The sequence below is a fragment of the Kribbella sp. NPDC050281 genome (genome assembly GCF_040655855.1).
Taxonomy (GTDB): Bacteria; Actinomycetota; Actinomycetes; order Propionibacteriales; family Kribbellaceae; genus Kribbella.
Genome location: NZ_JBFAKS010000029.1, coordinates 99,632 through 126,387, shown reverse-complemented (window position 1 = coordinate 126,387; position 26,756 = coordinate 99,632). Strand labels below are relative to the sequence as shown.

Annotated in this window: 26 protein-coding genes; 15 read left to right on the top strand and 11 right to left on the bottom strand. The window is 69.0% G+C overall.

All coding sequences use genetic code 11. From position 1 onward, the window contains the following. Positions 1 to 95: 95 nt before the first annotated feature. The 4 genes from AB0I34_RS28550 to AB0I34_RS28535 all read right to left on the bottom strand — a co-directional run bounded on the left by AB0I34_RS28550 (position 96) and on the right by AB0I34_RS28535 (position 2,525). Entirely contained in the window at positions 96 to 638 is a 543-nt protein-coding gene (locus AB0I34_RS28550) for a hypothetical protein (RefSeq protein WP_360450866.1), read from the bottom strand. Then, positions 635 to 1,219, bottom strand: a complete 585-nt coding sequence (locus tag AB0I34_RS28545) for a hypothetical protein (RefSeq protein ID WP_360450863.1) — start codon at positions 1,217 to 1,219, stop codon at positions 635 to 637. The genes AB0I34_RS28550 and AB0I34_RS28545 overlap by 4 nt, the downstream gene beginning before the upstream one ends. A gap of 187 nt (positions 1,220 to 1,406) precedes the next feature. After that, complete coding sequence (locus AB0I34_RS28540) at positions 1,407 to 1,946, bottom strand: dihydrofolate reductase family protein (protein ID WP_131518056.1); 540 nt, start codon at positions 1,944 to 1,946, stop codon at positions 1,407 to 1,409. Positions 1,947 to 1,961: 15 nt separating this feature from the next. After that, the gene (locus tag AB0I34_RS28535; RefSeq protein WP_360450859.1) at positions 1,962 to 2,525 is read right to left on the bottom strand and encodes an NAD(P)H-dependent oxidoreductase; all 564 of its coding nucleotides are present in this window, start codon (positions 2,523 to 2,525) and stop codon (positions 1,962 to 1,964) included. Positions 2,526 to 2,622: 97 nt separating this feature from the next. On the opposite strand from AB0I34_RS28535, the gene AB0I34_RS28530 reads away from it, so the two are divergent. Then, positions 2,623 to 5,655: a BTAD domain-containing putative transcriptional regulator gene (locus AB0I34_RS28530; protein WP_360450856.1), complete on the top strand. Its 3,033-nt coding sequence runs from the start codon at positions 2,623 to 2,625 to the stop codon at positions 5,653 to 5,655. Between the two features lie 93 nt (positions 5,656 to 5,748). Further along, on the top strand, positions 5,749 to 7,266 hold the full coding sequence (locus AB0I34_RS28525) for an LLM class flavin-dependent oxidoreductase (RefSeq protein WP_360450853.1): 1,518 nt from the start codon (positions 5,749 to 5,751) through the stop codon (positions 7,264 to 7,266). 59 nt (positions 7,267 to 7,325) lie between these two features. Here AB0I34_RS28525 and AB0I34_RS28520 read toward each other — a convergent pair whose 3' ends face one another. The 3 genes from AB0I34_RS28520 to AB0I34_RS28510 form a co-directional block, all read right to left on the bottom strand. After that, positions 7,326 to 7,952 carry a DUF6308 family protein gene (locus AB0I34_RS28520; protein ID WP_360450851.1) on the bottom strand — a complete coding sequence of 209 codons (627 nt, stop codon included), beginning with the start codon at positions 7,950 to 7,952 and terminating at the stop codon, positions 7,326 to 7,328. A gap of 196 nt (positions 7,953 to 8,148) precedes the next feature. Beyond that, a complete protein-coding gene (locus tag AB0I34_RS28515; protein WP_360450848.1) occupies positions 8,149 to 8,871 on the bottom strand; it encodes a hypothetical protein in 723 nt (240 codons plus the stop codon). Between the two features lie 2 nt (positions 8,872 to 8,873). Further along, the gene (locus AB0I34_RS28510; protein ID WP_360450845.1) at positions 8,874 to 9,188 is read right to left on the bottom strand and encodes a PadR family transcriptional regulator; all 315 of its coding nucleotides are present in this window, start codon (positions 9,186 to 9,188) and stop codon (positions 8,874 to 8,876) included. A 275-nt stretch (positions 9,189 to 9,463) separates the two neighbouring features. Here AB0I34_RS28510 and AB0I34_RS28505 point away from each other — a divergent pair, with 275 nt between their 5' ends. Next, on the top strand, positions 9,464 to 10,087 hold the full coding sequence (locus tag AB0I34_RS28505) for a LysE family transporter (protein ID WP_360450842.1): 624 nt from the start codon (positions 9,464 to 9,466) through the stop codon (positions 10,085 to 10,087). Positions 10,088 to 10,211: 124 nt separating this feature from the next. Here the strand turns inward: AB0I34_RS28505 and AB0I34_RS28500 are convergent, their stop codons facing one another. Both AB0I34_RS28500 and AB0I34_RS28495 read right to left on the bottom strand, forming a co-directional pair. Beyond that, positions 10,212 to 13,616 carry a UvrD-helicase domain-containing protein gene (locus AB0I34_RS28500; RefSeq protein ID WP_360450839.1) on the bottom strand — a complete coding sequence of 1,135 codons (3,405 nt, stop codon included), beginning with the start codon at positions 13,614 to 13,616 and terminating at the stop codon, positions 10,212 to 10,214. Continuing rightward, positions 13,609 to 16,692 carry a PD-(D/E)XK nuclease family protein gene (locus tag AB0I34_RS28495; protein ID WP_360450836.1) on the bottom strand — a complete coding sequence of 1,028 codons (3,084 nt, stop codon included), beginning with the start codon at positions 16,690 to 16,692 and terminating at the stop codon, positions 13,609 to 13,611. The genes AB0I34_RS28500 and AB0I34_RS28495 overlap by 8 nt, the downstream gene beginning before the upstream one ends. Before the next feature lie 121 nt (positions 16,693 to 16,813). Between AB0I34_RS28495 and AB0I34_RS28490 the strand changes: the two genes are divergently transcribed. From AB0I34_RS28490 to AB0I34_RS28450, 9 genes are all read left to right on the top strand, one after another. Then, positions 16,814 to 17,011, top strand: a complete 198-nt coding sequence (locus AB0I34_RS28490; protein WP_360450833.1) for a hypothetical protein — start codon at positions 16,814 to 16,816, stop codon at positions 17,009 to 17,011. A gap of 7 nt (positions 17,012 to 17,018) precedes the next feature. After that, positions 17,019 to 17,414, top strand: coding sequence for a VOC family protein (locus AB0I34_RS28485; protein WP_360450830.1), 396 nt, complete (start codon positions 17,019 to 17,021; stop codon positions 17,412 to 17,414). 115 nt (positions 17,415 to 17,529) lie between these two features. After that, positions 17,530 to 20,280: an FtsK/SpoIIIE domain-containing protein gene (locus AB0I34_RS28480; protein ID WP_360450827.1), complete on the top strand. Its 2,751-nt coding sequence runs from the start codon at positions 17,530 to 17,532 to the stop codon at positions 20,278 to 20,280. Then, positions 20,277 to 20,954: a hypothetical protein gene (locus AB0I34_RS28475; protein WP_360450823.1), complete on the top strand. Its 678-nt coding sequence runs from the start codon at positions 20,277 to 20,279 to the stop codon at positions 20,952 to 20,954. The genes AB0I34_RS28480 and AB0I34_RS28475 overlap by 4 nt, the downstream gene beginning before the upstream one ends. 17 nt (positions 20,955 to 20,971) lie before the next feature. Continuing rightward, the gene (locus AB0I34_RS28470; RefSeq protein ID WP_131364376.1) at positions 20,972 to 21,232 is read left to right on the top strand and encodes a hypothetical protein; all 261 of its coding nucleotides are present in this window, start codon (positions 20,972 to 20,974) and stop codon (positions 21,230 to 21,232) included. A gap of 3 nt (positions 21,233 to 21,235) precedes the next feature. Next, complete coding sequence (locus tag AB0I34_RS28465) at positions 21,236 to 22,468, top strand: hypothetical protein (protein WP_360450820.1); 1,233 nt, start codon at positions 21,236 to 21,238, stop codon at positions 22,466 to 22,468. Continuing rightward, entirely contained in the window at positions 22,468 to 22,929 is a 462-nt protein-coding gene (locus AB0I34_RS28460; RefSeq protein WP_360450817.1) for a hypothetical protein, read from the top strand. The genes AB0I34_RS28465 and AB0I34_RS28460 overlap by 1 nt, the downstream gene beginning before the upstream one ends. A 144-nt stretch (positions 22,930 to 23,073) precedes the next feature. After that, entirely contained in the window at positions 23,074 to 23,301 is a 228-nt protein-coding gene (locus AB0I34_RS28455; RefSeq protein WP_360450814.1) for a hypothetical protein, read from the top strand. Beyond that, positions 23,298 to 23,693, top strand: a complete 396-nt coding sequence (locus tag AB0I34_RS28450; protein ID WP_360450811.1) for a hypothetical protein — start codon at positions 23,298 to 23,300, stop codon at positions 23,691 to 23,693. Before AB0I34_RS28455 ends, AB0I34_RS28450 begins: the two co-directional genes overlap by 4 nt. A gap of 135 nt (positions 23,694 to 23,828) precedes the next feature. Here the strand turns inward: AB0I34_RS28450 and AB0I34_RS28445 are convergent, their stop codons facing one another. Continuing rightward, on the bottom strand, positions 23,829 to 24,140 hold the full coding sequence (locus tag AB0I34_RS28445; protein ID WP_360450808.1) for a hypothetical protein: 312 nt from the start codon (positions 24,138 to 24,140) through the stop codon (positions 23,829 to 23,831). Positions 24,141 to 24,326: 186 nt separating this feature from the next. Between AB0I34_RS28445 and AB0I34_RS28440 the strand changes: the two genes are divergently transcribed. Further along, complete coding sequence (locus AB0I34_RS28440) at positions 24,327 to 25,316, top strand: oxidoreductase (protein WP_360450805.1); 990 nt, start codon at positions 24,327 to 24,329, stop codon at positions 25,314 to 25,316. Positions 25,317 to 25,327: 11 nt separating this feature from the next. Beyond that, positions 25,328 to 25,819 carry a metallophosphoesterase gene (locus AB0I34_RS28435; protein ID WP_360450803.1) on the top strand — a complete coding sequence of 164 codons (492 nt, stop codon included), beginning with the start codon at positions 25,328 to 25,330 and terminating at the stop codon, positions 25,817 to 25,819. Between the two features lie 123 nt (positions 25,820 to 25,942). Here the strand turns inward: AB0I34_RS28435 and AB0I34_RS28430 are convergent, their stop codons facing one another. After that, positions 25,943 to 26,098: a hypothetical protein gene (locus tag AB0I34_RS28430; RefSeq protein WP_360450801.1), complete on the bottom strand. Its 156-nt coding sequence runs from the start codon at positions 26,096 to 26,098 to the stop codon at positions 25,943 to 25,945. Between the two features lie 18 nt (positions 26,099 to 26,116). Between AB0I34_RS28430 and AB0I34_RS28425 the strand changes: the two genes are divergently transcribed. Then, complete coding sequence (locus AB0I34_RS28425) at positions 26,117 to 26,749, top strand: hypothetical protein (protein ID WP_360450798.1); 633 nt, start codon at positions 26,117 to 26,119, stop codon at positions 26,747 to 26,749. Positions 26,750 to 26,756 lie beyond the last annotated feature (7 nt).

Sequence of the window (26,756 nt, the reverse complement as noted above, 5' to 3'; positions counted from 1 at the left end):
TCCGGCGGGAGCTGGATGACCGGCGTCGACGCGGACAGCGGCGACGTCAGGTCCACCACCTCGACCGACCCATCGGCGGCGCCGGCCGGGTTCGCTCAGAGGGTGAGCAGCCGCTGGAAGAAGGCGCGGTACTTCTGCAGCGCAGAGCGCAGGTCCTCGGTCGACGGCTCACCGTCGGACCACTGCTTCTCCAGGCCCTGGTGCTGGCGCTCGAAGGACTCCGACAGGCGCTTGAGTACGTCGTCGACGAGGGTGTCCGCCTCGCTCACCGCATTGCGCGGATCGTCGACGAAGCCCTGCTGGATGACCTCCCACCGGCTCCGGTAGTCGACCATCAGGTCCGAGGCCAGCAACGGCTCGTCGGCCGCCGGTGCGTCCACGGCCTGCTCACGGGTCGCGGACGTACGCTCGTCGCCACCCATCAGCCGGTCGTCGGTCGTGTCGTCCATCAGCCGGTCGTCGGTCGTGTCGTCCATCAGGCGATCGTCGGTCGTGCCGTCCACCCGGCGGTCGTCGGTCAGGTCGTCCGTCCGATCGTCGACAGGCTTGGCGTTCAGCAGCCGGTCGTCGTCGGTCGTCCCGATCAGGCGATCGTCCTCGGTCGGCTCGTTCATGCGGCGGTCGTCGTGCATGGTCATGCTTGCTCCTTGGCGTCGGTCGGTTGCACGCGATGGCGTGCGGTCAGGTCGTCGCTGTCGGCCAGCAGGGCCTCGACGAGCGAGCGGTAAGCGGTGACGGCCTGGCGGAGATCTTCCGTGTCGGCCTCGCCGCGTTCCTGCGCGACGGCGATCCGGTGCGCGTCGCGATAGTGTGCCGCGACCTCCGGATGTTCCACCGAGATGTCGTTCACGCGTTGGTCGAACTCGTCGACCGGGTAGCCGGACTCGCGCATCATCCGCAGTACCAGCTGATCGGCGTCGGCGACCGCGGCGGCCGGCTGGTCGACGAAGCTCTGCTGAACCTGCGCCCACTCGACCCGGTAGGCCTCGGCGGACTCATGGCTCAGCGGCGTGATGTCGAGCTGCGAGACCCGGCGTTCACGCCCGCGCAGTTCACGTTCGGCGCTGCGCCGATCGCCCGATTCCTCCACACTGCGCTCGTACTCCGGGCCGAACCGCTCACGCAGTTCGCCGGAACGTCTGCGCTGGTAGGCGAAGAACAGCGCGGCCGCCGCGAGCAGTACAACGACGATCACGACGATTGTCAGGACGGTACCCATCAGACCTCCAGTCCGATTCGACTGTGCGGACCTGCGATCTGGCGAAACCGATCGCGAGGACCTGCGGAAGGCGGTCCCCAGCGCCGCCTCACATCCCCCGAGGCCGGACCGGTACCCACGAAGTGCGCGCACAAGCATCCAGCCGGCCACCATTTGCAGGTGGGCCGGCTGGATGCGAGTGGAGCGGTCAGGCCTTCGGAGCCAGCTTGTGCACGACGATGCCGGACTTGAAGGTGGTGGTGCCGAGCAGGTCGAGGTGGGTGACGTCCACGCCCTGACCCTGGAACATGGTCTCGCCGTCGGCCACCACCGGGAAGATCCAGAAGTGGTACTCGTCGACCAGCTTGTTCTCCAGCAGCGTCTTCGAGAAGGAGCCGGTGCCGAACTTGATCAGGTTCCCGCCCTCGGTCTGCTTGAGCCGGGCGACCGCCTCGGCGGCGTCGCCCTCGAGCAGCTGGGCGTTCCAGGTCGTCTCCTTCAGCGTGCGGCTGGCGACGTACTTCGGCATCGCGTTGAAGGCGTCGGTGTAGGGGTCGCCGCTGCGCTGCGACCAGGCCTCGGCGAACGCTTCGTAGGTTGCCCGGCCCAGCACCTGGGCGTCGACCCCGTCCATCAGGGCCACCGAGTAGGCGCTGTGCTCGTCGTCCCAGTACGGCGTACTCCAGTTCTGCGGGTTGTCGATGGCGCCGTTCAGGGTCATGAAGGTGGATTCGATCAGCTTCCTCATGGGTCTTTCCCTTTCTTACTGTTGGTAAGGACGCTTCAAGCGCGCGTCCCGGAGCGCTTCGGCCCACCAGACGAGCTGGTCGAGCATGATCTTGGCGCCGGCTTCGTAGCCGGCGGTAGGCCGGGGCCAGTCACCGTCGGCGGTGAACTGTTCCCAGTAGCAGGGCAGGGCAACGGTGTTGCGGATGGTGACGGCCTGAAGCTCGGTGAAGACCTGCCGCAGTTGCGCGGCGGCGCACCGGCCGCCGGATTCACGGCCGTAGCTGACGATCGCGACCGGCTTGGCGTGCCACTCCTCGTAGTACCAGTCCAGTGCGGTCTTCAGCGGTGCCGGAAAGCTGCAGTTGATCTCCGGCGTCACCACCGCGAACGCATCCGCGGCGGCCAGTCTCGGTGCGAGTACGGCGACCTCCGCCGGTGTCTCGTCGTCGGTGTCGGGCAGTGTCGCCGGCAGAGCGGCGGTGGCCAGGTCGACCAGGTCGACCTCGAACTGCTTGGCCGCCTGACGGGCCAGCCAGTGTGCGACGGTCGGTCCGAACCGGCCGTTGCGGGTGCTGCCGATGATCACTGCCAGTCGCATTGTCCTGCCTCCTTTCCGGTGCTTCAGACTCTGCCGGATCCCGTTTACGGTTTCTTTCCGGTCACCGCCGGCCGGGGCGGAAAGATAGGGTGCGGCCATGCGCTTCGGGGTGCTCGGACCGGTCACCGCCTGGACGGACGCGGGGGAGCCCGTCACCATCCCAGGCCTGAAGGTGCGCGCCCTGCTGGCGGACCTCCTCGTCCACGAGGGGCGACCGGTCCCGGCGGACCGGCTGATCGACGACCTGTGGGGCTCGGACCTGCCCGGCAACCCGTCCGGCACGCTGTCCGCCAAGGTGTCGCAGCTCCGCCGTGCCTTCGAGGACGCGGAGCCCGGCAGCCGCGTCCTGGTCAAGTCCGGTCCGGCCGGCTACTCGCTCACCGTCGACAACTCGTCGTACGACGCCTTGACGTTCGCGGAGCGGGTCGACGCCGGCCGGCTCGACGAGGCGCTCGCCCTCTGGCGTGGTCCGGCGTACGCCGACTTTGCCGACGAGGCATTCGTGGAGACGGCTGTCGCGCGGCTCACCGAGCAGCGGTTGGCGGCGCTCGAGCGTGCCGACGTGCCGGTGAGTGAGCTATCCGTGCTGGTTGCGGAGCATCCGCTGCGTGAGGGGTTGCGGGCCGCGCACATGCGGGCGCTGTATCGGGCCGGACGCCAGAGCGAGGCGTTGGAGAGCTACGAGCACTTGCGACAGCTGCTGTTGGACGAGCTGGGGCTGGACCCGAGTCCTGAGCTGGTTGCTCTGCAGCAGTCGATCCTGACGCAGGAGCTGCCGAATGCGCGGACCAACCTTCCGGCGCAGCTGACTGAGCTGGTCGGGCGTTCGGAGGCGTTGGCAGAGGTGAGCTCGGGCCTCCAGTCTTCACGGCTGGTGACGCTGACCGGGCCCGGGGGAGTCGGCAAGACGCGGTTGGCTCTGGCGGCTGCTGCTTCGGTCGCGGAGCGGTTCCCGGATGGGGTCCTACTGGTTGAGCTCGCTGCTGTAACGCCTGCGGCTCGCTCGGTGCGGAACGCACTGACGGACGCGGTGCAGGCGGCCCTGGATCTTCGGGACAGCGCCGGTCCTGCTGACGCTGTGATTGAGCGGCTGGCGGCTGTCATGGGGACGCGGCTCCTGGTGCTGGACAACTGCGAGCAGGTCGTTGCGGAGGTTGCCGAGCTGACTGACCGCCTGCTGGCGGCCGCGCCGGGTCTTCGGGTGCTGGCGACCAGCCGTGAGCCACTCGGTCTGGCCGGTGAGGTGGTCTGGACTGTGCCGCCGCTGGAGGTGCCGTCGCCCGCACTTGGGTTCGAGGCGGTGGGTGAGTGCAGTGCGGTGCAGTTGTTCGTCACTCGCGCGGCTGCAGCGTCTCGTGACTTCACGTTGTCCGCTGAGACCGTTGCCGACGTGTCTGTGCTGTGCCGGCGGCTGGATGGGATCCCATTGGCGCTGGAGCTCGCTGCGACCCGAGTGCGGGCGCTCGGGGTCCGTGGGCTCGTGGCGCGGCTGGACGACCGGTTCCGGCTGTTGGCGACCGGACACCGCGGTGCTGCACCGCGTCAGCAGACGCTGCTCGCGATGATCGACTGGAGCTGGGAGCTGCTCGATCCGGATGAGCAGTCCGTCCTGCGGCAGCTCGCCGTACACGCTGATGGATGTACGGCGGAGGCTGCGGCGGCGGTGTGCGGGGAGGCCGACGTACTGGATGTGTTGATCCGTCTCGTGGACCGGTCGCTCGTCGTACCGGTGCATGGAGTGGAAGGGCCGCGGTACAGGTTGCTGGAGTCGGTGGCGGCGTACTGCGTGGAGAAGCTGCGTGCTGCGGGTGAGCTGGATGCGGTGCGGCAGCGGCACTTGGACTACTACGTGGAGCTGGCTGAGTCGGCCCGTCCGCACCTCTACGGCGGGGAGCAGAGCCGGTGGTTGCAGTTGCTCGACGAGGACGCTGCCAACCTGCGGACCGCACTCGACCGGGCGGTGGCTGTCGGGCGTCTGGATCTGGGTGAGCGATTGGTGGATGCGCTGGCCTGGTACTGGTTCCTGCGTGGACGGTTGGCCGAGGCTCAGCGGTCGCTGGAGGCGGTGCCGGGTTCTCCGCGGGTTGAGGCCTGGCGGGTTGGGTTCCTGTATCTGCAGGGCGACCCGCGAGCGCCGAGCGAACGAGACCGATGGATTGAGACGGCCGACGCACGTGGACAATGGTGGATCGCCCACACGGGCAGCGATGTGGGCGACCTGGCGACCCCTCTGACGTTGCTGGAGCGGTCCTTGAAGAGCTTCGAGGCCGACGGTGACCAGTGGGGTGTAGCCGCCGCGCTGGCGTCCCGGTCCAAGCACTCACATGTGCGATCCGATCTGGCCGCCATGCAGGCGGATGCATCGGAGAGTGCTCGCATCTTCCGGTCGTTGGGGGACCGGTGGGGCATGCTCCAGGCGTTGAGCTGGCTCGGTGCGCGTGCGGAGCGCGCCGGAGACTTCGACGAGGCGGAGCGCCTGCAACTCGAAGGCGTTCAGCTGGCCGAGGAGCTCGGGCTGTGGCCGGAGGTCGCCTCGGCCTTGGGCGGTCTCGGCTGGACGTCGATACGGCAAGCACGCTACGACGCCGCCCGGTCGCAGGGTGAGCGCGCGCTGCGGCTCGCGACAGAGCAAGGACAGCGTGCGGCGCAGGCACTGGCCGAGATCGTGCTCGGCTTCGCTGCCCGTCGCAGCGGCGACCTCGACGAGGCCGAGCGGTGGTTGCGGGCACTGGTCGACGCGGCTCGCCGGCAGAACGAGCCGGTGCTCTACCTGTCGATGGTGCTCGAGGAGCTGGGGTTCCTCCTCGAGCTCCGCGGCGAGTACGCCGAGGCCCTGGAGTCGCACAAGGAGGCCTTCCGGATCTCCACCGAGTACGACTCGCTCCGCAGCATGTGCTGGGCGCTGGAGGGCATCGCTGCCTGTGTGGCCGACAAGACGGTCGCGGCCAAACTTCTGGGCGCCGCCGCCGCGACCCGGGCCACCGACCCGCAACTGGCGGCCACGGTCGACCTCACGGATCTGGACCGCGCCATCGAGACCGTCCGCTCTGCCTTGGGCGACGCCGCCTACGCGGAGGCGTACGCGGCCGGTGCCGCCCTGACACCACAGGAGGCCTTCCAGCTGCTGTGATCCAGTTCGCCACCAGATGTTCTGTGGTTGAGATTATTTGTCCAGCGAAGTAGTTTTGCTGTCGACGAACCATCCCCACAGGCAAGGTGAACCATGGACTACGGCCACGAGCTGGTCTTCGGCACGTTCCTGACCCCTACGGTCGACCATCCCGCGCGGGTGATCGCGCTCGCCCAGCTGACCGAGCAGGTCGGCCTCGATCTGGTCAGCTTCCAGGACCACCCGTATCAGCCGCGTCTGATGGACGCCTGGACCCTGCTGTCCGTCGTCGCCGCGCAGACCCAGCGCGTGAAGGTCACGACGAACGTCGCCAACCTGCCGCTGCGCCACCCGGTCGTCCTGGCCCGCAGCGTCGCCACGCTCGACCTGATCACCGGCGGCCGCGTCGAGCTCGGTCTCGGCGCCGGCGGTTTCCTGGACGCCGTGGCCGCCAACGCCGGCCCGCGCCTCACCACCGGCCAGAGCATCGCCGCGTTGGAGGAGGCCATCGCGATCATGCGCGAAGTCTGGACTCCGACCGGCGGTGGCATCCGGCTGCCCGGCAAGCACTACCCGGTCGCCGGCGCCAAGCGCGGCCCGCAACCCGCCCACGATGTGGAGATCTGGCTGGGTGCCTACAAGCCGCGCATGCTCGCCGTCACCGGCCGGCTCGCCGACGGCTGGCTTCCGAGCAGCGCGTACGCCGGGCCCGACGAACTGGCCGCGATGAACAAGATCATCGACGAGGCCGCGGTGGATGCCGGCCGCGATCCCGCGTCAGTACGGCGTCTGTACAACCTGTCCGGACGGTTCGAGGGCAATGGTGGCTTCCTGCAAGGGCCCGAGGAGGTGTGGATCGACCAGCTCACCGACCTGACGCTGGGCGAGGGGATGAGCACGTACATCCTCGGCTCCGACGACCCCGATGACATCCGCCGCTTCGCCGAGGTGGCCGCCGGCGTCCGCGAGTCCGTCGACACCGCACGCTCGACCGGCCGGCGCGTTGAGACAGCAGCTGCTCCGGAGCGGTCTGATGGGTTCACCGTCGTACCGACTCCACCTCCCGCCGTACGACGGAGCGCCGTACAACTGCTGGACGAGTCGGAGCGACCGACCGGTCCGGCGCTGGACCCGTCCCGGACGTATACGCCGTACCAGCTCTCGTCGGGTCAGCATCTGATCGAGGTGCACGATCATCTGCGGGCCGAGCTGGAGCAGATCCGCGACCTGGTCGAGCAGGTCGCCGCAGGCTCGCTCGGTGTCGGGCAGGCGCGGTCGCACATCAACACGATGACGATGCGGCAGAACAACTGGACCCTCGGCACGTACTGCGAGTCCTACTGCCGGCTCGTCACCACGCACCACTCGATCGAGGACGCTTCACTCTTCCCGCACTTGCGCCGAGCCGATCCCGAACTCGCCCCGGTCGTTGATCGCCTGCAGGCCGAGCACCGCATCATCCACGACGTCCTCGAGGGCGTCGACAAGGCACTCGTCGCTCTGGTCGACGGCTCCGGCAACCTGGACGGTCTCCGTGCTGCAGTCGATCTCCTGGACGACACGCTGCTCTCCCACCTGTCCTACGAAGAGCGCGAACTGGTCGAGCCGCTGGCACGGCTCGGCGTGACGTGAGGTCGCTACTTCGCCTCGCCTCGCCTCGCCTCGCCTCGCCGAGCAGTGAGGCGAGGTCGCTACTTCGCTTCGCCGAGCAGTGAGGCGAGGATGTCGAGGAGGCGGAGGGTGGGGGCTTCGCCGAGCAGCCGCGCCGCCGAGGTGGCGGGCTCGGCGATCAGCCGGACCTGGAGGAGTTTGAAGTCGCGGAGGTTGGCCGGGTTGACCAGGTCGCGGTGGACGGCGGACAGGAACTCGGCGCCGGCGGCGGCGTTCGTGTACGTCATCCGGATGAAGCTGTCGCTGACGGGGTAGAGGAACGGCCGCTTCAGGTGCAGCAGCTTCGACTTCTTCGCCTGGCCGAAGCCACGGTGGCCGGAGAACTTCTCGTCCAGCGCCATGGCCGCCTCGAACAGGTCACTGCCCGGCGCGGCGTCCTCCAGTCGCGCGTCGACCGGGATCGCGGCGAACTCCTTCTCCGCCTCGACCTCCAGCAGCCACGGGATGTCCTGCGCCCGCAGGTCCGCGCCGATCACCATCATCCGGCCCAGGTCCGACAGCGTCACGTGGTTCGGTTCGGCGCCACCGACCAGCGTCATCCCCGGCAGACCGTCGTAGTACCGCAGTACGGCGCCGTTCGTTTCGGCGTACAGCCGTAGCTGGGCGATCGCCTCGTCGACGACGATCTTCCGAGTACCGATGTTCATGAGCCACACCCTCACACTCTTGGTGGCAGACCCGCCAGCGGGCGGACCATATTCCGAACGAATCCTCACTCCGTTTCCGCAGATCGTAGGCGACCCCGCGCTCACCCACACGCCAGGGTCACTTCCCGTGATCCACAGCCGGTAATCATCGGCTCCCCGGAGTTCCCCGTTTCCACGGACTTCCAGTCGCAAACCATCAACTCTGCGTGCTGGGGAGGCCGTGCCGGAGGTGGCTGCCGAAGTAGGCACCGAGAACAGGCCAGGGGGTGGTGAAGAGGAGGAAGAAGAACGTGAGGCCGCCCAGCGCGTCCTGTACGGCGGCTTGCGCGTTGGGGATGCCGGAGGCGGGGGAGTCGCCGTCCAGGAGCCAGACGCCGGCTTCGTCGTACCAGCGAATGGATTCGGGGATGGCGACGGTGAGGATGGCTAGGAGAGAGGCGAGGAGTACGGCGGCGCCGTACTCGAGGCCGGTCCGGAAGGAGCGTGCTCGGCGGGCGGCGGTCAGTGCTACTCCGCCGAACAGAAGCTGTGGTGCGCCGACGAGGACGGCGGCGAGGAGGCCGGTGCGGTCGCCGGCGAGCATCAGCCTTGAGGCGATGAAGGTGAGGAGTGCGACGAGGACTGCTGACGCGGCACCGACCAGCAGCGGTCCTCGACCCCAGCCGGTGCGTACGGCGGCCCACGCGCAGCCGAGGGCGAACCGGCGGCGTTCTCTTGGATCATCGATGCTGGCGAGTTCGGCGCGCATGGCGGCTCCCCAGTCCGCCCTCGCGCCGCGCCGTCCCGCGGTCGACCAGGAGGCGAGGCGGGCCGGCAGATTCTGGCCGGTCGCCGCTCGGGCTGAGTGGTAGGCGATCGCGGCCGCGGCCAGAACCCACGGGGTCAGCAAGACCAAGCCGGTCGCCACCGCCGCCTTCATCGTCAGGCACCCGCTATCTGGGGCTTTGGTGTGCGGGTGCGTTCTGCGGCTTCGCGCCGGAGGTCAGCGACGTACTGTGCGCCGCCTGCCGACAGCCGATACAGGTGACGCGCCGGACGTCCGAGCGGCGGGTCGGCTTCCCAGCGCGCATCAAGCTGCCCTCGCTCGGCGAGCCGGATCAGGATCGGATACACCGTGCCCGCCTTGAGCCCGGTCGCCCGGCACAACTCATACCCATGAACCCACGCGGACGCCTCCTCCGCCAGCGCCCACAACACCGCCAACGTCTGCCCAGATGGCCGCCGAATCCGCCCCATACCCCTCAATGTCTACCTATATAGACTTAACGTCAACACCCCGACCGCCGATCCGGGCAGCGAGCGCTGGGTCCGTGGGTGCAGATCTTGTGGACTTCGGGGATTGTTGTGGTGGGCAACGGGTGTAAATGGGTTGAGGGCGGTGGTGGGGATGCTCATGATGGGCGCATGACTACGACGACTGTGGGTGTGTTGCTGTTGAACCCGGGGGCCGGATCGGCGGCTCGGGTTCAGCAGCAGGCCGGTCGTTGGGGAGGGTCCAGCTTCGGTCAGTCGTGACCGCGGCGTTGGTCGCCGGGCTGTTGGCCGGGTATGGCATCGCCATGCCGGTCGGGCCTGTGGGGACCTATCTGGTCGCGCTGAGTGCGCGGAGTTCGTTGCGGGTCGGGGCCTGTGCCGCGTTGGGGATCGCGTCGGCTGACGGCATCTACGCGTTGGTCGCCGCGGCCGCCGGGTCCGCGTTGGCGCCGCTCCTCGTGCCGATCGTGATGCCGTTGCGGTGGGTTTCGCTGGTGGTCCTGCTGGGTCTCGCCGCGATGGGAGCCATCAGAGCGGTACGCCGGTATCGCGCGCACCGGCTGACCGGGATCAGCCAGGAGATGCCGGTTGCCGGACGTACGGCGTACTTCGGGATGCTCGGGATGACCCTGCTCAGTCCGATGACGGTGATCTACTTCGCCGCGTTGGTCCTCGGCGGATCCGGGTCGTCCGATCCAGCCGTGGTCGAACGCGTCATCTTCGTCCTGGCCGCGTTCGTCGCCTCCGCCACCTGGCAACTCCTCCTCGCCTCCGGCGGGGCCCTACTGGGCAGAGCCCTCACCGGCCACCTCGGCCGCCTACTGACCGCGCTAGCCTCCAGCACCGTCATCATCGCCCTCGCCATCCGCCTGATCGCCTAGCCCACAAAGGCTCGTCGTGGACCTGGGCCACTCAACAACCCCGGGGATCGGCCGGAGTCGGCGGATCGCTCAGCGTGCGGCGCCCGGGCCGGACACGGTTGGTGAGTGCCGGAGGTCCGGTGGGTTAGAGGCGGCGTTCGGTAGCGGTGGTCGGGTTGAGGAACAGGAGGATGGGTGGGGCGGTGTTGGGGAGGATGGCTGCGTACGCCTGGAGTTGGGGTGCGTAGTACGCGACCCGGCTGTCCAGGGCCGCGGCGGGGATGGCGTCGGTCTTGTAGTCGACGATCGTGAGGCGCCCGTCATCCTCGCGGTAGATGAGGTCGACGAACCCCTCGAGGACCGTGCCGTCCGGCTGGACCGTGCCGACGTACGACTCGCGCCAGTGCTCCCGGGCGGCGGCGTGCTTCACCACCTCGGACGCGAGCGCCGAGCGCACGAGCGCCGTGACCACGTCGGCGTACTCGAGGACACCTTCGGTGAGGCACTGCGCCGACACCGCGGCCTCGAGCCCGGCGCCGGTGCTCAGGTCAACCACCTGGAGTACGCCGTGAACCGCGCGGCCGATCGCGGTGCCATATCGGCCCTTCGACCACGGCGGCAGCTCGAGATCGCGAGGCGCCTTCGCAGTCCCGGGGTCCACCTCGGCCAGCGCGACATCAGGACCGGTGCCCTCCAAACCGGACGCGCTCTGCGCGGAGCGGGCGCGACTCGCGGCGCGGGCCGCGGAGACTCGGGTGTCCCACTCGGTACGGGCCATTGGCGGGGTGACGTCCGCCGTAGTCCGCGGATCGCGCACGACCGGTGCTGGGCTCTCGAACAGCGTCCCGTGCGGAGCCTCGACCCCGCCGGCGGTTGCGATGAGCTCCGCGTTGCTGGAGTGCTTGCGGTTGCCGGAGCGGTGCAGCGAGACGACGAGGTGGTCGCGGGCGCGGGTGGCCGCGACGTACAGCAACCGGCGGCGTTCGAACCCGTCCATCTGCTCGTCGACCGGCTGGACGAGGTCGAAGTCCTCCGTCTGCACCGACGACTTCAGCTTCACCGCGTAGCCACCATCTGGCGGCCACAGCACCTGCACACCGCGCTGCCGGTTCGGCGCCGCGGTCATGCCGGACAGGATGACGATCGGGAACTCCAGACCCTTCGCGGCATGGATCGTCATCACGCGCACGGCGTCCGCGTCGGTCTCGGGCAGGACCGCCTCGGCGACCCGTGACGTCTCCTCACCTTGGTGCGCGGCCCAGGCGAGGTACGAACGCAGCCCGCCGTGCTCCACCTCCGACCACGCGCGCGCCTGATCGACGACGAAACGGATCCGGCGCCAGGCATCGCGCGCCCGTGGGCCGATCGCGGCGACCTCGAGCATGCGGCGGTCAGCGACGATCTTGGCCAGGACCTCGCTCGGGGTGAGCCAGCGGGCGGCGTAGTACGTCCGGCGGAGCCACTCGATCGCCTCGCCCACGGGATGAGTGAGCAACTGGTCCGGGATCGGCGCGGTCAGGGTGAAGGAGCCACCAGAGCGCTTCCACACGAAGAGATCGTCGTCGCCGCATCCGAACAGCGGCGAACGCAAGGTGGTGACCAGCGCAAGCTGGTCGCTCGGATCACCCAGCGCTCGAGCGCAGGCAAGCAGGTCACGCACCTCGGCGGTTTGATAGACGAGAGAACTTGCCTCGGCACGGTAAGGGATGTCCGCGCGATCGAGGGCGTCCTCGAGGAACGGCAGTGACGTACGGGCTGGAACCAGTACGGCGATGTCGCCGGCCTCGGCCGCACGCCACGTCCCGGCGCGCTCGTCGTACACCTGCCAGCCGTCGCGGAGCGCCTGCTCGATGACGGCGGCAACGTCGATGGCTTCCCGCTCGCGCAGGACGGACGCCTGCGCGCGGGGAAGGTCGGCGTGCGGCTCCGAGCCGAGGATGGTGACGGCTGGACCCGAGACGGACTCGTCGTACGCCACCGGCGTCGCAGGCTCAGGTGCGTCCTCGCTGGGCCGTCGGAAGGGGAGAACGGCCGCGAGGTCAGTGACCTGATCGTCGGCATCGTCATCGCCGAAGCCGAGCAGCGACAGTTGGTCGCCGCTCACACTGTCCGGCTGGACGGTCTTCGGTGGCGCGGACGGCTTCCCGGTGGGTCCGCTCCGATGCGGCGACAGCGATTGGTACGACGGCTGGGCGGCTTCCTGAGGCTGGATCAGGGTCTCGAAGACCGTGTTGATCCAGGTCAGGATGGGCGCAACCGTGCGGAAGTTCGTCGTCAGCGCGACCGTCTCACCCAGCAGGTCCTGCGCCGTCAGGTACGTCGCGATGTTGGCGCGACGGAAGCGGTAGATCGACTGCTTCGGGTCGCCGACCACGAACAGCCGTCCCTCCGGGACCTCGACGTCACGCCAGTCCTCGGCGTCCGCCTCCGCGCCGCCCGCGATCCGGACCGCCAGCTCGATCTGGATCGGGTCGGTGTCCTGGAACTCGTCCAGCAGCAGCCGCTCGTACCGCTCCTGCAACGCCGACCGCACCGATGACTCCCGCCGGAGCAGATCGCGCGCCAGCACCAGCAGGTCGTGGAACTCGAGCCGGCCCTCGGCCCGGCGCAGCTCGGCCGATTCCAGCACCCGCTCCGCAATCCAGTGCGAAAGGTGCCGAAGGCAAGCATCCAGGAGCAGGTCGACTAGCGAGTTGGCCACGTCGACGACCGCGGAGCAGTCGTCGCGCACCTTGGTGATGTCCGGCCAGTTGTCCTTACGTCCGATCCGCCCGATCTTGAGCCCCCGCAACGACTGCAGGATCGCCAGCTGCCGCTCCTGGTCCGTCGCGGCGTCCAGCATCACCCCGAGCTCGCGGATGAAGTGCACCTTCGGCAGCAGCCGGTCCTCGGGATCGACGCACGCCTCGGCCGCCCCGCCGATCTGCGCGGCCGCCGCGATCAACCCGCTGAGGTCTGGCATCGCCACCAGCTCGGGCGGGTCCACCAGCACGCGCTCGGCGATCAGGTCCCAGTCGTTCCCGAACAGCCGCGCCAGCGACCGCAGATGTTTCAGCTCGACCCCGACCGCCATGGCCAGCAGCAGCGGCTCGGCGATCGAGTCGTCGTCCAGCAACTGCTGCTGCAACTCGGCCCAGCGTTCCTCGAAGGCGACCGACGACCCGACCTCGTCCAGTACGTCGATCAGTGGCGGCAGGCCGGCCTCGATCGGATGCGCCAGCAGAAGCTGCTGTGCGAACGCGTGCAACGTCCCGATCGACGAGGAGTCGAGGTCGTCCAACGCCTCGTCCGCCAGCGTCCTGGCCGGCCCTTTCCGCGCCTTCTCGAACTCGACCCGCAACCGGTCGCGCAGCTCCGCCCCGGCCTTCTCGGTGAAGGTGACGGCCGCGATCGTCCGCAGCGGTATGCCGTCGCGCAGGACCAGCGTGGTCACGCGATCGACCAGCGCGTGTGTCTTCCCCGACCCGGCACCCGCCTCGACGAACAGTGTCGACGACGTGTCCGACCGGATCCGCTCGCGGGCCGGCTCGTCCAGCAGTTGCTCACTCATCGCCGGCCTCCTCGTACACGACCGGGTCGATCAACCGGACCAGACGCTCCAACGTCGGATCGTGGCGCTTGCGGTCCCACCGCGCCCGCACCTCGCTGTGGCCGAGACCATCGGGATTGCAGTACGGGCACTGCACCCAGAGGAAGTCCGGAATCTCCGGCGCCTTCGGCGGGAAGAACCCGGCCGCGATCGACGACACGATCACGTCGAGGGTGTCGACGTACCGCGCCTCGACCTCCGGGGTCAGCGGCACCGGGATCCGCTTCCCGGCGCGTCGGACGAACCAGTACGCCGCCTCGACCGGAGTCGACTGCTCACCCAGGCGAGCGCGGGCCGCATAGGCGTAGACCGGCAGCTGCAGCTTCGTCCCGCCCGCGACCGGGTCGGACTCGATCGCCTCATAGCGCGAGAACCCACCGGTCTTCACATCCGTGACGTAGATGGTCCCGTCCTGGCCGAGGTCGACCTTGTCGGCCGAACCGCGCAACAGCACGCGTCCCGACGGCACAGGGATCTCGACCGGCGGCTCGCCCTCGAACCCGAACCGCAGCTCACTCGCGACCACCGACGCATCCCGCAGCGACCGCCATCGCTCGTCGTCGGCCAGCAGCTCCATCAGGTCGTGCAGGATCCGCAGCCGCTCGCGTTGCCACAAGCGCGGATGCCCGGTGAGTCCTTCCGCCTCGAACTGATCGGCCAGGTCCGCACCGATTGCCAGCAGCAAGCTCCGCTGCTCGGCCGGCCACGGCTCGCCGTACCCGGGCAACGAACCGGCCAGCCGCGAGACGAAGGCATCGAGACTGTTGTGGATCAGGTTGCCGATCTGGAGCGGCGAGATGACGAGCAGGTCCTCCGGCGCCTCGAGCGGCTCCACCTGAAGCAACCGCTCGACGAAGTACGCATGCGGGCAGGTCGCGTAAGCCTCCAGCGACGTCGGCGACGCGATCCGGTCCTCCACCGCGTACTCCGGTAGGCCGGGCACCCCGGACAGGTCGCCGTCGAAGCGGGTGAACGCGTTGCTGCCACGCCCACGCAGCAGCTCCCGCGCACGCACCAGCACCGCGTCGTTGAGCCACAGTCCAGCCGCCGCCGACCGGACTTGCCACTCCTGCTCCGTCGCTGGAATGGTTGCTGTCGTCAACGATCCCGCGTACGACGCCGACGTCCGCAGTTGATCGCCGTACTCGCCCTGGTCCCACTGCGTCGCCGCGAGCGCATGATCGCCGGTCAGCGACCGCAGCGACCCGAGCAACCACCGCGTCGGCAACCGCCGTGAGGACCGGCGCAGATCGCCACGTGGGAACGACGCCACCACCTTGCGGGACCCGGCGGAGAACGCTGCCAAGAGGTGTCGCTGCTTCTCGTCCAGCCGATCCCGGAACGACGCCAACTCCGGCGCCGCGGCCTCGCGAACCCGATGCGGAAGCAGCGCGTCCTCGTGCACCCGGCCCGGATACAGATCCTCCGACAGGCCGACGACGTACACGATGTCGGCCGACAGCCCGATGCTCGCGGACATCGGCGCCACCAGCACGCCCGTGCCGAACGTGCCGACGCGGGGGAGCGACTGCTGCAGCTCCAGATCGAGTACGTCGCGCAGCACCGCGAGGCTGGCCGGCGTACCGAGCTCATCCAGCGTGGACAGGCCTTTCAGCGATCCCTCGACCGCGACAGCGGCGTACTGCTCCTCGATCGGAAGGGACGAGTAATCGCCGAGCAAATCGTGGAACAGCTGCAGCACCCCGTCGGCCAGCTCGGCCCAGGTCTCCAGCAGCGCGAGAGCACCCAGCCGGCGGCGAAGCTCCGAGGCGAACGCATGCAAGCGCTCGGCCCGCTTCGCGTTGTACTGCGCCCGCCGGATCGCAGCCGGTCGTGGATCCTCAGCGGCCTCCTCCTGATCGGCCGTACGACGTTCGGCCTCGGCATACCGCGCCAGACGCGTGTCCCAGTCGTCGCCGCGAACCACACCGGCGGCCCGGGACATGCGCTCCCACTGCGGCACCGGGATCCGCTCGCCGGTGAAGTCGCGCGTCGGCGCGTTGGCGAGCGCACGGAACACATCGGCCCGCGGCAGATCGTGGTCGACGAGCGCCAGCACCTCGAGCAGGGTCCGCGCGATCGCACGCTCGTGCACCGGTCGCGTGCCGGGCCCGTTGACCTCGATCTGCGCCGCTGCGAGATGCTCGTGCAGGAGCCGTGCGTACGGCGCCGCGGCCGTGTACAGCACCGCGATGCGATGGGCCGGGGTGCGCTCGAGGGATGCGACCACATCGCGAACCACGCAACGCACCTCGTCGTCGGCATCGGACGCATTCAGGATCTCGGTCGCGACCGGGTAGTTCTTCGAGATCGACGTCGGCAGATCGATGCCGATGCGTTCCAGCGAACGCCGCACCGCCCGATCCGCCCGCCGTACGTCGGTCAGACCGATGATGACCGTGAGGTCGGCAGCCGCGGCGCCGAGCTCCTCGACGAAGGCGGCCTCGGACTGGGTGAGCTCCTGGGGCAGATAGAGAACGAGAGCCCCGAGCTCACCGACGATCGCGGGGTCCGCGGCGACGCGTGTCGCCGCGGCACGCAGTAGATCGGTCTCGTCGTACCACTCCGCGCCGAGCTCGGTGGTGACGTGGCGGTGGAGCCGGACCAGGTCGGGGCCGAGCACGGACGCACCGGCGACGTTGTCGAGCGCTGCGTCGGTGAGGTCGCGGAGCTCGCGGTGGGCTGATGCAAGCGCTTGGATCGTCGACGGATGCTCGGCGACGTCCTGGAAGATGCCAGGCGCCTTCGAGAGCGCGGTCCGCCAGGTCGCGGCCACGATCGGGCGCGTCGCCGGTCGGCGCGGCGACAGGACACCGGCCGCGAGCTGCTCGGCCAGTCGCTCCAAGGTCGCCAGGTAGAGGCCCGCGATCCCGGACAGCGCGAGATGGCGGCGGGCGACGACCCCGGACAGGTTGTTCGGCAGCAGCAGGGTGACGGGCTTCATCGGATCGTCCGCCTTCAGCCGCGCGACCACGGCCTGCAGGCGCCCCAGCGCCGCCGCACCGTAGGCCGTGCTCTCGATCCGGGTGGTGCTCACCGAAACCCCCGATGCGTTGACTGTCACCGCAGACGGTAAACCCTGGCACGGACAGAAAGATGACAGGGCGCGAAACGCCAAGGTTTCTGCAGGGTTCGCGACCGGCTCGCACAATGAAGGAATGACCAGGGAGACGACGATCGCGCGGGCGCTGCTCGTGCTGGTCTTCGCGCCCGCCGGCGGGATGTTCGGCAAGGCCGTCGCCGACGCCGCGCAGGGCCGCGAGTGGTGGCCGTGGCTGGTCGCGGCACTGGTCTGGCTGGTCGTGCTGGGACTGGTCTCGATGGCGGTGTCGAACCGTTTCGACGAGCACAGATAATGCTCCGATGGCAGCGGCTGTGCATCACGTCGAGATCTGGGTCCCGGACCTGTCCCGGGCGAGGAGGAGTTGGGGCTGGATCCTCAACCGGCTGGGCTGGAAGGACGGTGACGGCTGGCCCGGCGGGATGACCTGGACCGCGCCCGACGGCAGCTATGTCGTGGTCGAGCAGAGCCCCGCGATGTCCGCCGAAGAGCACGACCGGATGCGCCCCGGGATGAACCACCTCGCGCTGAACGCGGCCGGTCGCGCCGAGGTCGACTCGATCGTCGGCGAAGCCTCCCGGAACGGCTGGACGCTGATGTTCGCCGACCGCCACCCGTACGCCGGCGGCCCGCAGCATTACGCCGCCTTCCTGCACAACGAGGACGGCTACGAGCTCGAGATCGTCGCCCCCGAGTAACTGGGTCGGAGGGTGAGACTACTGATGCCTGGAGTGACACCAGGGACTGTTGGTGTGACATGGTTACACCAGGCAATCAGTACGGTCGCGGGGCAAGTGTGGAAGGACGGTGCTCGTGACGGAGAAGCCTGACGGGGGAAGTCCGCCCGGACCGGTTTCGCCGGAGCTCCTGGAAGCGCGGATCCGCGGTCTCCAACACGCTCTCGGGCAGTTGCTGGACAACGCCCACCGGCTGACACACGGCGAGCACCAGCGGGCCGTGCAGCTGCATCGTCAGTTACAGGAGCAGACCGCAATCGCCCGTCGTGAGTCCCGCGGGCTGGTCGATGCCAAGACCGCTGAGGCACTGGCCGAGGCCGAGCCGGCCGCACGCCTCCTCGCGGACCGGCTGGCGCCCGGTCTCGCGGCAGTCCCTCCGAACGACGCCCGCTGGCGTTCGCGCCAACTGGTCGGCGCGGGCGTCCCGTCGTACATCCGGGTGGGTGAGCTGGACGCTGGTGCACCGGTCGTCGCGCCGCTGCTGCGGACGAACGGCTGGAAGGTGACCGCCGACCGCAACGAGTCCGCCCGCCGCCTCCTGCAGAGCGTCGCGATGCGGCTGGTCGCGGCCGCCGAACCCTTCCGGATCAGGGTGGACGCCTACGATCCGCATCTCACCGGCATGATGGGGCTGCTCGGCCACCTGACCACGAAGTACCCGCAATTGGTGCCCAGGGCAACGCACACCGCGGAGCAGCTGCACGGTGTGCTGTCCGGGCTGGTTGATGTGTCGTCGCTGCGGGCCAGCCGGCAGGCGCAGCTCGGGCACAAGCGGTTCGAGGACCTGATCCGGGAGACCGGCCGGGTGACCGATCCGTACCGGCTGGTCATCCTGTTCGACTACCCGGCCGGCATCGACACGCTCGCCCAGCGGGACCTGCTCCGGCTGGCCGCGACGGCCGGCGAACGCGGCATCTGCTTCCTGGTCCACCACGACCCGTCGACGCCGGCCGAATCCGACCTCGAGACCAAGCAGTTGCTCGACCACCTCACATCTGTTGCCATCACCAACAACAAGGTCGAGGTCGCGCAACTGCCCGGCGTACCGGCGAAGCTCGATCCGGCGTTCGACGCGAACGTTGCCGCCGGCATCTGTGACGTGATCGCGGAGCTGGCGGAGATCGCCGTCCTTCCGACCATCGACTTCGACCGGACTCTGCCGGACCGCTCGACCTGGTGGCAGCCGGTCACGGACGAGCTCAATACGGTCATCGGGTACGACGACCGCACGCCGGCGCTGGTGAGGTTGCGCAGCGGCAACCCGGCGCTGCCGCACGTCCTCGTCGGCGGAGCGGTCGGTCAAGGCAAGTCGAACCTGCTGCTCGTGATGATCCACGGCCTCGCCGCGCGGCACGACCCGGTGGATCTGGAGATGTACCTGCTCGACTTCAAGCACGGTGTCGAGTTCTCCGCGCTGGGTCCGGCGGGGGAGCGGGAGCACTGGCTACCACATGTGCGCGTGCTGGGGATCCACAGCGACCGGGAGTTCGGTCTCGCCGTACTGCGTCATCTGTCCGACGAACTGGCGCGGCGCAGCGAGATATTCAAGTCGCACGGGAACGTCGCCGACATCGCCGAACTCGAGCCGGGGCCGGAGCGGCCGCCGCGGATCCTCGTCGTACTGGACGAGTTCCAGGTGCTGCTGGAGGACGACGACGAGCTTGCCGACGAGGCAGCGAAGCTGCTGGAGCGGTTGGTGCGGCTGGGGCGTGCGTACGGCGTACATGTCGTGCTGGCGACACAGACGATCGAGGGTGTGAAGCGGCTGTCGACACGGCGCGACTCGATCTTCGGCCAGGTGCCGTACCGGATCGCGCTGAAGACCACGCCGGCGGATTCGCAGGCGATCTTGCGTAGCGGGAACACGGCTGCGGCTGAGTTGCAGTTCCGCGGTGAAGCGGTGCTGAACGCGAACTTCGGGTCGCCTGACGACAACCAGCATGTACTGGTCAGCTTTGCGGACAAGGTGGTGCTGGGCGACCTGCGGCGTGAGCTGTGGCTGCGTGCGGGGGAGGCGGCGCGTCCACCCCGGGTCTTCCATCTCGCGGAGCCGGCTCGGTTGGCGGAGACTGCTGCGGCGGTGAAGCCCGAGCTGGGGCGGCCGTGGACCGGTTTGCCGATCGCGGTGACCGAGGAGCCTGTGCAGGTCGAGGTGCGGCCTGAGCCGGGGGCCGGCGTACTCGTGCTGGGTGACGGTCCGGCCGATGCGCTCGGGGTGCTGAGCGGTCTTGCGTTGTCGACTGCGGCCGCAGCGGTGGATCCGCCGCGGTTCATCTTCATGGACGGTACGAACTCCGCGCCCGCTGTTGCCGAGGGCAAGGACGCACTGGTGCAGGCGTTGCGGCAGCTCGGTTGCGAGGTTGAGACGGTCGACAAGCACGACGAAGTCGTACCGCGGCTGTTCGCCCTGCGGGATGCGGTCCGCAACGGGCAGGTCGGCGAGACGTACCTGCTCGGGTTCGGCTTCCACGGCGTACCGCGGATGCAGCTGCACGCCGAGGGGTTCTTCGAGAGCCCGGCGAACGCGCTGCAGGACATCGTGCGGGATGGTCCGGCGCAGGGGCTCGTCACCTTCGGGTGGTGGAACCGTCTGCATGTCTGCACCGAGCAGCTCGGCTACGGGCGTGCCAACGTGGCGACTCACCTGTTCCTCCGGCACCCGCAGGACGGCGTACGGGCGGTGTGCGGTCCGCTGGTGCGGTGGGCTTCGGAACCACACCGCGGGTTGCTGTGGGACGGACTGCACCCTGAGGCGCAGATCGTCGTACCGTTTGCTGCGCTGCGGTCCGACGAGGTGGACCGTGCAGTGGAGCAGGTACGGCGATGAAGACGGAACAGCAGGTGTGGTCCGAGTACGCGCGGGCGTTGCGGACGGTCGCTGGGGCTCGCGTGGACGCGCAGCAGGCGCAGGACCGGCTGACGGCTCACAAAACGAAGGCGGAGGCCGCTGCGATGGCCGAGGCCGAAGCCATGGCCGAGCGCGGACGGCAGCTGGAGGCCCGACTCAACACACTGGCCGAGAAGGCCGCGGCCAGCCTGCAGCGCGCCGGACTGCCTGCCGACGGGAAGCGGGCGAACGTCGCACTGCCGGAGATCCGGGCGCTCAACGACATCGAGACAGTTGCCGCCCGCCTCACCAAGCAGCTGGGTGAGGCAGTCGACACGCTCGAGGAGGTCCGCGCTCAGGCCCGGGAGCTCCAGGAGCGGCGCAAGCGCCGTACCATCAGCGCGGCCCTGACACTGGTCGGGTTCCTGGTGGTGTGGGTGGTCACCGGATCGTTCCTGGCCGGGGTCGAGGCCGCGGCCATCGCCGCTGTCACGATGCTGGCCGCGTCCCGGGTGCTCGGGTTGCCGCGGCTGCCCGGTGCCCGGTGGTGGGGTTGGGGCGGTGCGGTGGCGGTCGTCGTACTGATGGCCGCCGGGCTGCCCTGGTGGATCGCGATCCTGGTGCCGGTGGTGGTGTCCGGTACGGCGATCGTGCTGCCGAAGAAGCGCAACTAGGTCAGGAGTGGGTTGAGGTGTCCGATGTACAGCGGCTCAAGGAACAGCTGCACCAGGTCTCGATGGAGGCCAAGCAGGCGGCGGGCGGCCTGGCCGGATTCAAGCTGCGCTTCACCCAGCACAGCCAGCAGGTGGAGAGCCTGATCGCCGGTACGGCGACCGGCGTCGACCGCGACATCACCGAGATCCTGGAGGCGGCCGGCAAGGCCGTCGAGCAGGCCGCCGAGGCCCTGGAGATCGCCTCGGCCGGATGCAAGAGCTACGCCGACCAGATCTGACCCGTGGCGTCGGACCTTCAGCGCGTCGCGCGGGGCCTGGTCGAATGCCTCGATGAGGTGCCGCAGGTGGTCAGCCACCTGCAACGCACCGCCGACCGCTGCCGCGAGAACGCCGCCCTGGCGATCGCCGCCTCTCAGGGTCGCGCGACGGTCGCTGCCCAGCAGTTGGACGCGGCCGCTCGGGCCTGCGAGGCCGCTGCGCACTACCTCTCGATGGCGCCGCCGAAGGCCCGGGCCTGGGCCGACCGTTTGGTCGGCGGCGGTCGCGGCACCGACCGCCCATCGTCCGACTCCGCCGACCGTAACAAGCTGACCGGCGGCAGCGGCGACCTGGCTGAACGCGACTCGAAGGGCCGCACCAAACGTCTCACCGCCACCTTCGACGACCTCGAAACCCCCAAGGACAACGAGCCACCGCTCATCACCGTCGCCCGCAAAGCCTTCGAGAAGTTCCGCAAGTCCCACAAGGACGACGAAGACCCTCAGCCCGATGAGCCCCTCGAGGTGGAAATCACCGTCGCCGAAACGGGCGAACTGATCATCGAGGAACGCGACGAGGACGAGGACAAGAAACGCAACGACCATCTCCTCCAAGACTTCGAGATCGTTGTCGATCTCACCAAGGCTGCCGAGCAGCTCCTGGCCGCCATGGCCGAGTCCGCCGACCAGAAATGGCAACAAGCCACCCTCACCATCGACCCCACCCGAGTAGAAGCCACCTTCGCCTACCCCGAAACCGACCGCCCCGCCCCGATCGTCGTCGACATCGACCTCCCTCCACCCCCGGACTTCGACCCAGCACTCGATCCCGAACCCCTGGGCGTCGACTTCGGCCCCGGCGTCCACGATCCGCACGGCGTCTTCAAACCGAGGGAGACAGAGATCGCGTCGAGGCTGGTAGCGGAGAACTGGCGGATCGATGCCCGGGTGGCCGATCACGGGTCGGGCGAGAAGAACCCGGACGCGATGGTGCGCAAGAGCGCCGCCGATCGCGGTGTGATCGTCGAGTTCAAGACTCCGGACTCGAGCAACAACAACGCGCTCAAACGTCTCATCGGCGACGCGGGTGACCAGGCGGCCGAGGTCGTGATCGACGGCCGGAAGGTCGGCGTGACCGAGGCGGACGCGTGGCGCGCCTACCGCCGGGCCGTCAGGCAACCCGGCAAGACTATTGCCGACGTCGTTCATGTCATCCTCGGTGACGGGCGGCTGGTCACCTATCTGAAGGAGCAGTGATGTCCGTCGTCGACAGCGTTTTCGTGGCTGGTGCCGAGTCGGTCGGGCAAGTGGTCGGCTGGGTGGAGGAGGTTGCCGGAGCCGAGGTGATGGCCACGGACGGCGAAGCGGTTCGGCTGCGGATCCGGGCGGGCACGGTCGACGAATGGCTCGGGGTGGTGGTCCAGCCGAACGGATACGTGGAACTGGATCCCGAGCCGGACGAGATCCAGGCGATGGACGGCTACGGGATCGAGATCCAGATCCGGGGTGGTCGGTCTGAGGAGATCCTGCACGCGGAGGCGCGGGTGATGTTCGACAAGCTCGTCGCCGCGCGGTCCGGTACTCCGATGCTCCTGGTGCATAACCTCGACACGCTGGCCGCAGCCCATCTGCCGGGTGCCGGCACTCATACCTTCAACCCTTTGATCACCCCCGACCCGCCGGACGACGCTGGGTGGCGACCCTGGGTCGTGCGCTGAGAAAGGTTTTTGGGAAGTCGCGTCATGATCGGTGGTGGGGGACGTCACTACCTGTGAAGCCATCCCACAGGGAAGTGGATGTGATTGATGTGAACCGCAGGTCTTTGATGGTGGCTGGTCGGCCTACTCGCCGGGTGCGTTGAGATGTCCGCCGGCGATCCAGTACCGCAACGTCGCCGCGTACGAGTGTGGTTCGGGGACCACGTCGTCGCGGACTACCGGGCGGAGGCCGAACTGGCCGAACGCTACGCCGAAGCCATGTCGCGCCGGTTCGCCGGACTGCGCGTGACCAGCGATCCGATCTCCGACACCGATCCGGGCCCGGGCCGCGTGCTGCCGGGCGAACGGCTCTGGGAGGTAAGCCCGAAATGACGTCCCGTCGCTTCCGGCTGATCCGCCATCACGACGTCTCCGGTGTCAGTGGCACCGGCCCCGTCGCCGAAGGTGTGCAGTTCACCGACGGCGCCGTGGCGCTGCGCTGGTACGGCGACTATCCGACCACGACCGTGTGGGACGGCATCGAGTCCGTCGTCGCCATCCACGGTCACGGCGGGGCCACGGTGGTCGAGTGGATCGACCCCGAGCAAGGCCCCGATCCCGACCTCAAGCTGCCACCCCGCGAGACTCTCCCGCCCCGACCGTGGCCGGATCTGCACTCCGCCCCCGAGCCACAAGACCCTGACCCGCTGCACAGCGACCGCGACCTCGGTGCGCACGGCGGAGCCCCGCCGGCCGGCGGGGCGTCGTACCGGGTGTTGCGATGAGCCGGACCGGGTCCGGCGCCGCGGGCCCGGTCTGAAACGGGCGGGCCGGTGCCGAGCCTCCCTTACGGCACCGGCCACCCATTCCCTGGGACCCAGCCGGACTCGCGATACGGCTGGGCCCGAGTCCACCGGCGGTCAGCTCATCTCGAAGGACTGGGCCACGTCGAGGTTGTAGAACGTGGTCGGCCCGTCGCACAGCTCCATCATCTTGGCCGCGAACTCGCCGGTGTCGGCACGGCTGGAGTTCTCCATCGCGTCCTCGTACGAGGCGAACTCGACGATGGCGAAGTAGCGCCCGGGGTCGTCCCGGTCGGCGCAGGTGATGCCACGGGTCGGAGCCGGGCCGTCACCGCCTGCTTCGCGTTCCTTGCGGTACTGCTCGTTGAGCGCCGCGACCTCGTCCGGCTTCGACGTCCGGTACTCGATGATCTGTACGAACCCTGCCATGTCTCCCCCTTGCCCTGGGCACCCACCCCAGGTGCCTTACACAGCCGACACTGCGCCTGGATCGCCTGCGCCGCAAGTGTTCGCGGCTTACGGTGACCTGACGCCCGCGACGGATCACGAAGGGTTCGCGTCTGCCCTCGGCAGAGGATGTGGGATTTGTCGGCGGGGCCTGATTGTCTTGTCCGCGTGGAGATTCTGATTCTCGGTGGGACTGCCTGGCTGGGTCGTGAGATCGCGACGCAGGCGGTGGCGCGTGGGTATGCGGTCACCTGTCTGGCGCGCGGTGAGAGCGGTGACGTCGCCGAGGGCGCGACGCTGATCGCCGCCGACCGCAGCAGTCCGGACGCGTACGACGGCGTACCGGACAAGGACTGGGATGCGGTGTTCGAGGTGTCGTGGCAGCCCGGATTCGTCCGCGACGCACTCGCGGCCTTCGGTCCGCGGGCCAAGCATTGGACCTACGTCTCGTCGGGCAACGCCTACGAGAAGTACGACACGCCAGGCGCCGACGAGTCCGCCGTACTGCGGCAGCCGACCGACCTCGACGTGGCGGACCGGGAGCAGTACGGCGAGGCGAAGGTTGCGTGCGAACTGGCGTCGGTCGAGACGGTCGGGGATCGGTTGGTGATCGCGCGGGCCGGGCTGATCGGCGGGCCGGGGGACAAGAGCGATCGCGCCGGCGCATGGGTGGCGCGCGCGGCTCGTGCACCCGAGGAGCCGATGCTGGTGCCGGACACGCCTGACCTCGCGACCTCGGTGATCGACATCCGCGACCTCGCGTCGTGGTTGCTGGACTGTGCGACGCAGGGCCGGACCGGGACGTTCGACGTGCGCGGGCCGATCGTGCCGTTCGGGGAGTGGATCGAGTTGGTGCGTGAGGTCGGCGGTCACACCGGGCCTGTCGTGCTTGCGCCGCGGGACTGGCTGGTGGAGCAGAAGGTCGAGCAGTACATGGGGCCGGACTCGCTGGCGATGTGGCTGGTCGAGCCGGGGTACGAGGGCTGGTCGAGCCGCAAGGGTGAAGCGGCGCTGCAGGCCGGGCTGACACACCGGTCGCGGCGCGAGTTCCTGACCGACGTACTGGGCTGGGAGCGTGAGCTCGGATTGGATCGCGAGCGTCGGGCCGGGCTGAGCCCAGCGAAGGAGCGGGAGTTGCTCGAGTCCCTGCCGAAGTAGAGAGTGGGCGGATGCGACTGGTGCTGATCTCGGACACTCATCTGCCGATGCGGGCCAAGAAGCTGCCCGCGCCGGTCTGGGACGCGGTCGAGAGTGCCGACGTGGTCATCCACGCGGGCGACTGGGTGAGCGTCGCGCTGCTCGACGAGTTGGAGAGTCGTGCGGCGCGGCTCATCGGATGCTGGGGCAACAACGACGGGCCCGAGCTGCGAGCCCGGCTACCGGAGGTCGCGCGGGTGACGCTCGACGGGCTCTCGGTCGCGGTCGTGCACGAGACCGGATCGGCCAAGGGCCGCGAGGAGCGCTGCGAGAGGGCTTACCCGGGCGTGGACCTGCTGGTGTTCGGGCACAGTCACATCCCGTGGGACACGACCAGCCCGGGAGGTCTGCGGTTGCTCAACCCAGGATCGCCGACGGATCGGCGCTCGCAGCCGTACTGCACCTACCAGACCGCGACGATCGTCGCCGGCCGGCTGAAAGACGTTGCTCTGCACAACCTTTAACGGTTGTTGCGGTGAACAACGACTTCGGCCGGGCGTGAGAAAGTTTCCGCCGTACCACCGAGTTACGGCGTCCTTCTCACACCCGGCCGCTCGTCGTACCGGGACTCAGCCTCGATCCGTGGATCAGGCGTTGGCTGCTTCCTTGGCCCGGGTCTTGAGGCGGTCCCGCACCTCTTCCGGTGTGTAGGCGCGGCGCTTCCGCTCGCCCCGCGCGATCACCACGCCCGTCGCTGCCACGCCGACGAGCCCCGCAAGTCCTACCACCTTCCATACCTTCATGCGGACTAACCTAGCTTCGTGGAGAGCCGGATAGCACTGGATGACGCTACGGAACTGACACGAACAGGTGACATTTGGCTGTTCCGCGGTGGAAGCACGGCCGATCGCGCCATCCAGCTGACCACGAACAGCCCGGTGAACCACGTCGGCATGGCGATCGTGATCGAGGATCTGCCGCCGCTGATGTGGCACGCCGAACTGGGCCGTTCGCTCCCGGACATGTGGAGCGGGACCCACCATCGCGGAGTGCAGTTGCACGATCTGCGGGACGCCGTACTCGTGTGGGTGCGCAAGTACGGTCAGCAGGCCTGGATGCGGCAGCTCGACCACCCTGTCACGCGGTCGATGGAGGACGCCGTACTGCGGACTGTGGCGCGGCTGGACGGTACGCCGTTCCCGTCGACGGCTCGGCTGGCGTCGCGGTGGGTGCGTGGGCGGGTGCCGGCGTTCCGGCGTGGATCGCGGGAGCTGGAGCTCGAGTCGGCGTACTGCGCGGAGGTGGTCGCGGTGACGTACGAGGAGATGGGGTTGCTGCGCGGGCGGCCGGCGAACTGGTACGACCCGGGGCGGTTCTGGAGTGGCGACGAGCTCGAGCTGGCGCACGGAGCTCAGCTGGGGGACGAGATCGCGGTCGACATCCCGGCGGAGTGATGCGGCC